Source organism: Mycobacterium sp., assembly GCF_040398885.1.
Classification (GTDB): domain Bacteria; phylum Actinomycetota; class Actinomycetes; order Mycobacteriales; family Mycobacteriaceae; genus Mycobacterium.
Window position 1 is genome coordinate 1 of record NZ_JBBATF010000067.1, and the last position, 10,950, is coordinate 10,950.

The window sequence follows — 10,950 nt, forward strand, 5'->3', positions numbered from 1 at the left end:
CCTTCGAACTCGACGGCGGCAGTTGGGAAGTCGACAACAACGTCTGGATCGTCGGTGATGAGTCGGAGGTCATCGTGATCGACGCCGCCCACGACGCCGAGGCCATCGAGGCTGCGGTCGGCGGCCGGCACGTCGTCGCGGTGGTGTGCACCCACGGCCACAACGACCACATCACCGTCGCCCCGCGACTGGCCGCCGATCTGGACGCGCCGGTGCTGCTGAACCCGGCCGACACCATGCTGTGGCAGATGACGCACGGGGACAAGCCTTTTCACGCCCTGCAGGACGGGCAGTCGCTGAGCGCCGGCGGGGTCGAGTTGCGTGCGATCGCGACACCGGGCCACTCCCCCGGCTCGACGTGCCTTTACGCACCGGGTCTCGGAGCGGTGTTCTCCGGGGACACGCTGTTCCGGGGCGGCCCGGGCGCCACCGGCCGGTCGTTCTCCGACTTCCCGACCATTCTGGCCTCGATCAGGGACAGGCTGGGCGCCTTGCCGCCCGAGACGGCGGTGTGCACCGGGCACGGCGACCCGACGAAGATCGGCGACGAACTGGCGGACTACGACGAATGGGTGGTCAGGGGCCGGTAGCCGGCAGGCGCGACGCGCCGCTACACCAACTCCGCCGCGCTACGGGGATCGATCATCACCTTGGCGTGCTTCTCCGGATCGCCGAGGGCCTCGAACGCGCCGGCGACACCCTTCAGACCCACCTTGCCGGTGATCAGGTGCCCGGCCTGCACCTTGCCGTCGGCCAGCATCCGCAGGCTGTCGTGGAAGTCCAGTGGGGTGTAGCCGAACACGAAACGCATGTCGACTTCCTTGACGATGGCCGTGACGGGCTGGAGGTTGTCGGTCTGCATGCACACTCCCATGACGATCACCCGCGAGTTCAGCGGCGCCGCCGAGACGATGCCGTCGATCATCCCGGGCACCCCGACACACTCGAAGACGATCGGACGCTTGGGCCGGGCCGCGCCGCCCGCCTCGGCGGCCCGGTACACGTGTGACCACCCGGGCAGCCTGCGCAGCCTGACCATCGACGACAGCGCCAGTTCGTAGAGATCCGGCGCCTCGGTGACCATGCCCCTGGCATTGATCTTCGAGTAGGGCGAGTCCACCGCCGGATCGACCACGACGTCGGCGCCGCAGCGTCGGGCCAGATCCCGCCGCGCCGGCGAGAAATCGGCGGCGATGATCGCACCCACCCCGGCGACCTTCAGTTGGGCGATGACCGCCAGACCGACCGGACCGCAGCCGATGACGACCGCCGTGTCGCCCTTGCGCACCTCGGCCCGGCGCACCGCGTGCAGGGCGACGGCCATCGGTTCGGTCAACGCAGCGATGTCGGCCGGCAGCCCGTTGGGCACCGGGAAGGTCAACGAGGCCTCCACCGCGACCGCCTCGGCGTAGCCGCCCGGCGCCAGCGGCGACAGGCCGGTCAGGTGCACCCCGCCGTTGCTGCGCACCAACGGGAAGGAGACGACGGTCATACCCTCCCTGAGGCCCTTCGGCGTCTTGGGCCCGCGTTCGGCGATCACCCCGCAGAACTCGTGGCCCATCACCGTCGGGGTGTCCGCGCGCATGAAATCCGGGTAGCCCACGGTGGCCATCACACCGGTCAGGTCGTCGGCGTGGTCCTTGGCGTGCAGGTCCGATCCGCAGATCCCGCAGGCCCGGACCTCCAGGACGAGTTGGCCCGCCGCCGGACTCGGGTCGGGCAGTTCGACCACCGACAGTTTTCCGCGTTCGCAGCTGACAGCCCTCACGTGCGGCGAGTCTATGCGGCGCCGGTCATCCCGGGGTAACCCCGGGCACGGCCGGGGCCGGCACCGCGCGCCGCCCGGCGCTGCGGGCCGGGCACCTCAGTGATGAGTCCCCCTGGCGCGCAGCGCATATCGGCGTTCGGCGTATTCCAGGTCGTCGCGCCACAACCGGGCGGCGCCGAGCTTCATCAACGGCCTCAGCAGCGGGGCCGCCCGCAGCGAATGCCGGAAGCCGGTCCGGTCGGACTGCGCGATCACCGCCTCGATGACGGCGGTGCGGGGCCGCCCGTCCGGCCCGTTGCCGATCGGCGTGGCGTGGGTCTCGACCACGCTCCCGACGCCCTGGCCCTCCACGACGTGCATGACGATGGTTCGCGGCTCGGGAACGCTGAACTGAGCGATCACCGGAACGCCCAGCCGGCCGAAGTGGAAGGTGACCGCCGTCTGGAAGAAGTCGGAGTCGTCGTCGGCGTCGACCGGCGGGGCGCTGAGCACCTCCAGCTGGGCGAACGAGTACGGGTGGAACCAGGCGCCGTGCCAGGGGTCGAGGCGGTTGGCGATGACGTCGCGGGGCTCGCACACCCCTTCCATCCGTGCCACCGCCGCCAGTTGCGGACCGGTGGGGCGCACCGGCAGCACCGGGGCGTCCAGGGGATCCTCGCCGCCGACCTTGTCCAGGCGGACCCACACCAGCACGCCGTCGTCGTGCCCGGGCAACGGTTTCCAGCCGAACTCGCGGCCACCGTCCAGGCGCAGTCCGTGCCAAGGGCAGATCAGACCGCCGCAGACCACCTTTCCGGTGGACAGGTCGGCGCCCAGATGCGGACAGGTGGCCGGGCCGACGTGCAGGCCGCCCTGCTCGTCGCGCCACGCGACGATCTCGGTTCCGGCAACCGTGGTGCCGAACGGGCGGTCGCCGCGCACATCGGTGCTCGCGCCGAATACGAACCAGTTGCCGCCCGGCCTGCGCATGGCCCGCTGCAGGGCGGCGTCGATGATGGCCGGCTCGGCCTGCTGGAAAGTGGGCTTCTGATCCGACCAGCCGATCTTCGGAAGCACTTGCACCGGATTGTCTTTCGGCACCCGCTCGGCCAGCCGATCCCAGATGCCCATCAGCGCGCCCCTTTCTCCACCAGCCGCCGCAGTACCGGCGAGCGGCCGTGCACCGGAACCGTGTGCAGGGTGTGGCCGGTCACGCCCCAGTCCGCCAACAGCCGGTTCGCCGCCGTCCACCCGGTGGTTGCGGCGCGTTCCATCAAGGCTACCGGCAGGTCGATGCGGATCCCGTCACCGGCGAGCATCAGACCGGGAACCGGCGTGTCCACCGTGGGGCGCTGCCCGAAGGATCCGGGCGAGAACAACGGGCAGTCCTGCTTGAACAGCATCCGCTCGGCGACGATCCCGGCCCGCGCGGTCTCCGGGTAGAGCTGGTGCAGCCGGGCCAGCATCTTCTCCCGCAGTCCGTCGAACGGCGGCGGATCCGCCACCGAATACGCGTGCACCTCGACCACCGAGCCGCCGTGGGCCCGGGCCCACTGCGCGGCCTGGCGCTCATACCGGCTGACCACGCTGATGTTGTCCACCGGTTCCAGTCCGCCGGTGCCCAGGAACGGCGGGCGATCGGGGTTCACCGGGGCGTCCAGCCACAGCCGCTGAACCAGGAACGGCGGAGCGACCTGCATGGCCGCCACCCGCCCGCGCCAGGGTTCGTCGCCGAGATCCGGTGACGCCGCGACGATGCGCTGCAGACCGGCCACGTCGGCGGCCAGCACCACGCCGTCGGCGTCGATCACCCCTCCGTCGCCGGCGTTCACCCGCAGCCGCCTGGGGCCGCCGGGGCCGATCGACTCGGCGGACACCCCGGTGTGGAACCGCACACCGCGGCCGGTCAGGTAGTCCCCCAACGGGTTCCACAGCGCGGTGTCGAAGTTGGATTCGGCGACGTCGAACACCAGGCCCTCGCTGGACCCGAGGAAGTAGATGTGGAACATCGCCGCGAGTTCGGCCGCCGACAACCGCTCCGGCCGGGCGAAGAAGCTGCGGGCGAACACCTCGAACGCCAGATGCCTTGCCGCCCTGGGGAAGTTGATCTCGTCGAGGAACCTTCCGGCGTCCCGGTCGTCGAGTTGCTCGTATATCCCCGGCACCGACACCGTGGCCAGCGGGGCGGCGGCCCGACCGTTGATGCGCACCAGATCCCGGAACCGGAAGGTGGGACTGCGCAGCGCGAATACGACGGCATTCCACGGGGGGCGCTGCGGCAGACCGCGGAAGGTGTCCCGGCGGCCCTCTCCGTCGACCAGCGGGTAGTCATCCACCGCCTTGAGCCGCGACAGCCCGGGATCGCTGCGCCGCAACAACTCCCGAAGGTTGTAGTACTGCCGGAAGAAGGCGTGGAAACCTCGGTTGTTGGCCACCTCGGTGCCGGCCAGGGGGCCGTCGTCGATGCGTTCGGTCCACCCGGCCACCCGTCCGCCGAGGTGGGACTCGCGTTCCAGCACCTCCACCGAGACACCGCGTTCGGCCAGGCCCGCGGCGGCGGCCAGGCCGGCGATCCCGGCGCCGACGACCACCACGTGCGGCCGGTCGGGCAAGGCCGCGGCGTCGGCCAGTCCGGCAGGGCCGGGATGACTCACCCGGCGGGGATCTTTCATGGCGCCTCTCCGAGGAACGTATGGACGATTCCGTGTTGCCAACCGGGCATGGTCTGGCTGTGCACACCGGTGAAACCCGCCGCCACCATACGGCGCTGGAACTCCCCCGCCCCGTCGAAGCTGTTCACGCTTCGCCACAGGTGCCGGTAGAGCGTGCTGTCGCCGGTCTTGCGCCAACCGGCGGGGATGATTATGCCCCAGCACACCGCATTCCAGATCGCTTGAGCCGCTGGGGAATCCCGCACCGAGTACTCGTGCAGGGCAATGGTGGACCCCGGCCGCAGCATTTCGCGGAAACGCCTCAGTTGGGCGTCCGGGTCGGCGAGGTTGCGCACCAGGTAGGCCGCCAGGATGCCGTCGAACCCGCCCTCGGTGAAATCCTCGATCGGCGAGTGGACGAACCGGACCGACGGCGGCCAGGATTTCGCGGCGGCCTGTTCGAGCATCCCGGCCGAGGCGTCGACGGCGACGATCTGAGCGTGCGGGGCGACTTCGGCCAGTGCCGCGGTGGACGCGCCGGTTCCGCAGCCGGCGTCTAGCAGTCGAAGCCCCCGCCCGCCGTCGGGGATCAGCATGCGGCGGGCGGAGATCCGAAGATGATCGTGATAGCCCGGGTTGGCGCCGACGAGCCCGTCGTAGGCCCCCGCACCAGCGTCGAAGGCGCCCGGCACCTCGGGCCGCGGCAGCCCCGTCGCGGGCAGGTGCGGCGAGCGCGACCAGCGCCTCATCCCCCCACCCGCTTTCGCTCCCGCGGCGGCAGAGTGTCCATCACCGGTGGCCTGTCAGGTCGTCAGCCGGCGCGCGCGGCGGGCCCGAACCAGTCCGCCGGCGAAGACCTGAACGCGCCGGCCCCTCCCCACCGAGGCGCGCTCGCCGAACACCGCGAAGTCGATGTCCTCGATGCGGTCGAGGATCTCCGAGTACAGGGTGAACGCCGTCGTCACACAGGGCCGCGACTGCGGTGCGAGCAGCGCGATGGCCTTGTGGGCCTCGCGGTACTCCGCGCGGGTGATCTCATGCTGGGCCGCCAATGCCTGTCGGACCCGCGGATCGGTGCGGCGGTTGTCCTGGCACCAGGTCAGCAGTTCGCGGTCCACGCCGAACGCGGCCAACTCGTCGGCGGGCAGATAGACGCGGTTGCGCTGCAGGTCCTCGTTGACATCACGCAGGAAGTTGGTCAGCTGGAAGGCCCGGCCCAGCGCCTCGGCTCCGGGTTCGGCGTCGGCCAGCGGCCCGACCGTGCCCAGGATGGGCAGCATCTGCAGGCCGATCACCTCCGCCGATCCGCGCATGTAATGGTTCAGCGCGGGCCGGTCGGGATAGTCGGTGACGGTCAGGTCCATCCGCATCGACGCCAGGAATTCGTCGAACAGGCCCAACGGGATCCGGTAGCTGCGGGCGGTGTGCAGCACGGCAGGCAGCACCGGTTCCGCATCGGCGTCCGCACCGCTGACGAAGCGCGCCGCCAGTTGCTCGAGGCGGGCCGAGCGTTCCTCCGCGGTCGCCTCGGAGTGCAGGTCGTCGAGGATGTCGTCGGCGTAGCGGGCGAAGCCGTAGAGGGCGTGCACCGCCGGCCGCTGCGAGCGGGCCAGCAGTCGGGTGGCCAGGAAGTAGGTCCGGCCGTGTTCGGCGTTGAGCCGCCGGCAGTAGCGGTAGGACTCCCGCAACCGCTCGTCGGAGATGCCGGCCGCCTGCAACTCGGTGTGGATCACGCCCGCACCTGTTTCGGCCCCGCGCCGATGACGGTTCGTCGCGGCGCATCGACCGGTCCGGTGATGCGCTCGGCGGCCAACCGGCCGGAGATCAGTGCGGTCGGGACACCCACCCCCGGCACCGTCGATCCGCCCGCCAGGACGGCGTTGTCGACACCCCGGACCAGGTTGGCCGGACGGAACGGCCCGGTCTGGGCGAAGGTGTGCGCCAACGCGAACGGGGTGCCCGCCGTCATGCCCTGGCGGGCCCAGTCGGCCGGGGTGTACACCTCGAGGATGTCGGCGTCCTGGTCCAGGCCGGGCAGCAGTCGATCCGCAGCGCAGGCCAGGATCTCACGGGCGTAGGCATCACCCTTCGCGGACCAGTTCACCTTGCCCACTTCGAGATTCGGACACGGGGCCAGCACGAAGAGCAGGTCGCGCCCGGGCGGTGCCAGGGTGGGATCACCGGCGGTGGGCATGGTCACCAGAATGGACGGGTCAGTCATCAGCACCCCGTCGTCGATGATCTCGTCGAAGGTCTTCGACCAGTTAGCTCCGAAGCTGATGTTGTGATGCGCAAGCGCGCCTTGAACCGACGGCACGCCGGCGTGGATGACCACCGCCGACGGGGAGGGCCGGAACGTGATCGGGCGCCGCGGCTTCTTGCCGAGCAGTTCGTAGGTCACCTGCAGATCCGTGGTGAGGACCACCGCGTCGCAGGCGATCCGGTCACCGGAGTCGGTGCACACGGCCGTCACCCGGGAGCCGGATCGTTCCAGCTTGGTCACTGTGCTTCCGTACCGGAACGCCACACCGGCAGCACTCGCCGCGGCGGCAAGCCCCTCGGGTACCGCCCGCATCCCGCCGCGGGGGAAACACACCCCGGCGATGGTGTCCATGTAGGCGATCACGGCGTAGGCGGCCAGGGCGTGCTGCGGCGGCACACCGGCGTAGAGAGCCTGGAAGGTGAAGATCCGCTGCAGCCGTTCGTCGGAGATGAAGCGGCTCACCATCTTGTCCCAGCGGCGGAAGCCGCCGATCGCAGCCAGCTTGGCCAGTTGCGGGGTCAGCAGCGACAGCGGCGAGGAGAAGTTGGAGCCGATGAACCCGTCGATCTCGAGTTTGTAGAGATCGGTGAGCCAGTCCCGCAGCTTCAGGTAGCCCGCCGCCTCACCGGGGCCGGCGAACGCCTCGATGGCCGCCGTCATCGCGGCGACGTCGGAGTGCACGTCCAGTGAGCTGCCGTCGGCGAACGAGGCGCGGTAAGCGGGATCGGACGGCATCAGCTCCAGGTAGTCGCCCATCGACGCACCGACGGCGGCGAACGCGTCCTCGATGATGTCCGGCATGGTCAGAACCGTTGCGCCGGTGTCGATCCGGTAGCCGCGGATATCGGCCTGACCGACCCGCCCGCCTGGGAATCCGTAGCGTTCGACCACGGTCACCGACCGGCCCTGGCCGGCGAGCTGGAGTGCGGTGGACAACCCGGAAAGCCCGGCCCCCACCACGACGACGTGGTCGGTTCCACCTGGCACGGTCCGCACTGCGCTCATCTGCAACTCATTCCTGGAGTCTCCTCCGCTCAGGTGGTCCGAAGGGTGCACACCGCGGCCATACCGGCCAGCGCGTCACGCACCCAGTCGTCGATCCGTTGGTCACTGATGCGGTCGACCGCGACGGCCACCCGTTCGGTGATCAGTTCTTCAATCCACGCCGGGGCGCCGGTGGCCACGATCAGGTCGCGCCAGTGCGCGATATCGGCGTCGTCGAGTCGCTCGGCGTTCATCAGTTCGGCGAACTGACGGCGCACGGACGGATCGGCCATCCGCTGCGCCGCCACCACCACGCTGGTGGCCTTGCGCTCGGCGAGATCCCCGCCGGCGGGCTTGCCGGTCACCGCCGGCGAACCGAACACGCCGAGGATGTCGTCGCGCATCTGGAACGCCTCACCCACCGCGCAGCCGTAGCCGCCGAGGGCGGGGACCAGGTCGTCGCGGCCGGCCATCGCGGCGCCGATCTCCAGGGGCCGACGGACGGTGTAGTTGCCGGACTTGCGCCGTGCCACGTCGAGCACCGCTTCCAGATCCGGCAGCGCGCCGGCGTCGTTGGCCACGTCGGCGCACTGGCCGACGGCCAGTTCGACGCGCATCGCGTCGTAGTGCGGCCACGCCCGCGACAGCGCGTCGGGCGCAACGCCGCTCTCCCGCATCATCTGTTCGGCCCACACCAGGCACAGGTCGGACAGCAGGATCGCCTGGGCCGCACCGAAGCGCTCCGGCGATCCGGCCAGCCCTCGGTCGCGGTGCCACTGGGCGAACTGCAGGTGCGCGGCGGGCCGGCCCCGCCGCAGCGCGGAGTCGTCCATGACGTCGTCCTGCAGCAGCGCGAACGCGTGCAGGAGTTCGAGTCCGGCGGCAGCCCGCAGGGCCGCGTCGACGGCGACGGAGTGCCGGGCCCCGCACAGCCAGCCGAGGTACATGAACGTCGACCGCAGGCACTTACCGCCGTCGACGAACCCGACCAGCACATCGGCGGCGATGTCGACCCCGGTGCGGGCCAACTGCGGCACACAGCGGGTCTCGACGAAATCGGCGACGTGCGCGAGGGCCCGGTGCCGGACCCCGTTCCGCCAGATCTCGAACTCCGCCCCGGGAGATGCGACCGCGGCGCCCGTCACGTCGATCGCGCGCAATGGCTGCTCCTATCCCCCGGGTCTTCGTTTCCCTTGAATCCATTGAAGATCATCGCGCGGCCCCGCGCTTGTCGGGACCGGACATGGTCACGTCCGCGTAAGGATTGCCCGAAGCTCCTAGCTGGGCTTTTGCCAATCGGCCGCAGTTCAGCCTAGCCCATCTCCGGATCGCCCTACCGGGCCACCTGCTGCAGCACTCCGGCCAGGTTCGGGCAGTAGGTGCTGATCGCGGCGCCGAGGAACTGGGCCACCTGGGTCTGGGTGGTGTCCCGGGCCAGATTCTTGCCGATGAACGACATCGAGGCGTAGGCGTCGGCGTCGACGCCCCGGAACAGCCGCTTGCAGGTGATCTTGCCCAGCCAGGCGTTGTAGTCGCGCTGGCCGTAGATGCCGAAGCTGTGCAGTTGGTTTGCGAAGTCGATATCGGGATCGGCCTGCGCGGGAGCCGCCACCGCAATGGCCGCCGCGACGGCGAGAACGCTCATCGGGGCCGCCAGTCCCCGGCCCAAGATCGTCATGACTCCAGATTCTAAACACAACAGTTACCTGAGCTAATCTCTTGACGTAGTCGGTCCTAGGTCGCGGGAAGGCCAGTGGTGAGGTTGCGCAGGCGAAGGAAGCTGTCGGGCGTCGCGGTGACCGCCGCGTCCGAGAACACCGCCTCCAACCGCCACGTCGGCGCGCATCCGGCGATTCCCCGGATGATCCGGCTGTTCTCGCTGCCGATCCTGGTGCTGTGGCTGGCCCTGGTCGTGGCGCTGAACACCAAGATCCCGCAACTCGAGGTAGTCGGTCAGATGCACTCGGTGTCGCTGGCCCCCTCCGATGCTCCGTCCCTGCAGGCGATGAAAAAGGTCGGGCAGACCTTCCAGGAGTTCGACTCCGACTCCTCGGCGATGATCGTGCTGGAGGGCGACGCGCCGTTGGGCGGTGAAGCCCACGACTACTACGCCCGGTTGATGGACACACTGCGGGCCGACACCAGGCACGTCCAGAACATCCAGGACTTCTGGGGCGACCCGCTGACGGCGGCCGGCGCGCAGAGCGCCGACGGCAAGGCCGCCTACGTGCAGCTCTATCTGGCCGGCAACCAGGGCGAGAGCCTGGCCAACGAGTCCGTGCAGGCGGTTCGCGACATCGTCGCCGGATCCCAACCGCCGCCCGGCCTGAAGGTCTTCGTCACCGGACCCGGCGCGCTGATGGCCGACCAACAGCAGGCCGGCGACAAGGGCGTCCACAAGATCACCGCCGTGACCCTGGTGGTCATCCTCGTCATGCTGCTTCTGGTCTACCGCTCCGTCGTCACCGTCGTACTGGTCCTGATGATGGTCGGAATCCAGGTGGCCGCGGCCCGCGGGATCGTCGCCCTGCTGGGCTACACGGACGTGATCGGCCTGTCCACCTTCGCCGTCAACCTGCTGACGACGATGGGCATCGCCGCGGCCACCGACTACGTCATCTTCATCATGGGGCGCTACCACGAGGCCCGCCTGGACGGCGAGGATCGCGAAACCGCCTTCTACACCATGTACCACGGCACTGCGCACGTGATCCTGGGCTCGGGCCTGACGATCGCGGGTGCGACGTTCTGCCTGCACTTCACCCGGCTGCCGTATTTCCAGAGCCTCGGCGTCCCCCTCGCCGTCGGCATGCTGGTGGCCGTCGTGGCCGCGTTGACCATGGCGCCGGCGATCCTCACCATCGGCAGCCGCTTCGGCGTCTTCGACCCGAAGCGCAGGATGAAGACCGCGGGCTGGCGGCGGATCGGGACCGCGGTCGTGCGCTGGCCCGGGCCCATCCTGGTGGCGTCGACGGCACTGGCCGTGGTGGGCCTGCTGGCCCTGCCGTCCTACGTCAACAGCTACAACGACCGCGAATTCATGCCGCCGGACCTACCCGCCAACCAGGGATTCGCCGCCGCCGACCGGCATTTCCCGCAGGCCCGGATGAACCCCGAGTTGCTGATGATCGAGACCGACCACGACCTGCGCAACTCCGCCGACATGCTGGTCATCGACAAGGTCGCCAAGAACATCTTCCGCATCCCCGGCGTCGGGCGGGTGCAGGCCATCACCCGCCCGCAGGGCACGCCGATCGAGCACACCTCGATCCCGTTCATCATCAGCATGTCCGGGGCCACCCAGC

Annotated in this window: 10 protein-coding genes; 2 read left to right on the forward strand and 8 right to left on the reverse strand. The window is 69.9% G+C overall.

Annotated features, from left to right (window positions below; genetic code table 11):
- The coding region (locus tag ADBZ5U_RS08200; protein WP_526264251.1) for an MBL fold metallo-hydrolase at positions 1 to 590 on the forward strand (590 nt) is incomplete at its 5' end.
- 20 nt (positions 591 to 610) lie between these two features.
- Here ADBZ5U_RS08200 and ADBZ5U_RS08205 read toward each other — a convergent pair.
- From ADBZ5U_RS08205 to ADBZ5U_RS08240, 8 genes are all read right to left on the reverse strand, one after another.
- Complete coding sequence (locus ADBZ5U_RS08205) at positions 611 to 1,768, reverse strand: zinc-binding dehydrogenase (protein WP_526264253.1); 1,158 nt, start codon at positions 1,766 to 1,768, stop codon at positions 611 to 613.
- A gap of 96 nt (positions 1,769 to 1,864) precedes the next feature.
- A complete protein-coding gene (locus ADBZ5U_RS08210; protein ID WP_526264255.1) occupies positions 1,865 to 2,878 on the reverse strand; it encodes a DUF5914 domain-containing protein in 1,014 nt (337 codons plus the stop codon).
- Positions 2,878 to 4,419, reverse strand: a complete 1,542-nt coding sequence (locus tag ADBZ5U_RS08215) for an FAD-dependent oxidoreductase (RefSeq protein WP_526264257.1) — start codon at positions 4,417 to 4,419, stop codon at positions 2,878 to 2,880. Before ADBZ5U_RS08215 ends, ADBZ5U_RS08210 begins: the two co-directional genes overlap by 1 nt.
- On the reverse strand, positions 4,416 to 5,147 hold the full coding sequence (locus tag ADBZ5U_RS08220) for a class I SAM-dependent methyltransferase (RefSeq protein WP_526264259.1): 732 nt from the start codon (positions 5,145 to 5,147) through the stop codon (positions 4,416 to 4,418). Before ADBZ5U_RS08220 ends, ADBZ5U_RS08215 begins: the two co-directional genes overlap by 4 nt.
- A 54-nt stretch (positions 5,148 to 5,201) precedes the next feature.
- A complete protein-coding gene (locus tag ADBZ5U_RS08225; RefSeq protein WP_526264261.1) occupies positions 5,202 to 6,131 on the reverse strand; it encodes a phytoene/squalene synthase family protein in 930 nt (309 codons plus the stop codon).
- Entirely contained in the window at positions 6,128 to 7,666 is a 1,539-nt protein-coding gene (crtI, locus tag ADBZ5U_RS08230; RefSeq protein WP_526264263.1) for a phytoene desaturase family protein, read from the reverse strand. Before crtI ends, ADBZ5U_RS08225 begins: the two co-directional genes overlap by 4 nt.
- 29 nt (positions 7,667 to 7,695) lie before the next feature.
- Positions 7,696 to 8,805 carry a polyprenyl synthetase family protein gene (locus ADBZ5U_RS08235; protein ID WP_526264265.1) on the reverse strand — a complete coding sequence of 370 codons (1,110 nt, stop codon included), beginning with the start codon at positions 8,803 to 8,805 and terminating at the stop codon, positions 7,696 to 7,698.
- A gap of 173 nt (positions 8,806 to 8,978) precedes the next feature.
- Complete coding sequence (locus tag ADBZ5U_RS08240; RefSeq protein ID WP_526264267.1) at positions 8,979 to 9,323, reverse strand: DUF732 domain-containing protein; 345 nt, start codon at positions 9,321 to 9,323, stop codon at positions 8,979 to 8,981.
- A 183-nt stretch (positions 9,324 to 9,506) separates the two neighbouring features.
- Between ADBZ5U_RS08240 and ADBZ5U_RS08245 the strand changes: the two genes are divergently transcribed.
- A partial coding sequence (locus ADBZ5U_RS08245; protein WP_526264276.1) for an MMPL family transporter occupies positions 9,507 to 10,950 on the forward strand: 1,444 nt, incomplete at its 3' end.

Coding starts and splice junctions, on each gene's coding strand:
- ADBZ5U_RS08215 (WP_526264257.1), bottom strand. CDS start 4,419: ATGAAAGATCCCCGCCGGGTGAGTCATCCCGGCCCTGCCGGACTGGCC.
- ADBZ5U_RS08210 (WP_526264255.1), bottom strand. CDS start 2,878: ATGGGCATCTGGGATCGGCTGGCCGAGCGGGTGCCGAAAGACAATCCG.
- ADBZ5U_RS08220 (WP_526264259.1), bottom strand. CDS start 5,147: ATGAGGCGCTGGTCGCGCTCGCCGCACCTGCCCGCGACGGGGCTGCCG.
- crtI (WP_526264263.1), bottom strand. CDS start 7,666: ATGAGCGCAGTGCGGACCGTGCCAGGTGGAACCGACCACGTCGTCGTG.
- ADBZ5U_RS08240 (WP_526264267.1), bottom strand. CDS start 9,323: ATGACGATCTTGGGCCGGGGACTGGCGGCCCCGATGAGCGTTCTCGCC.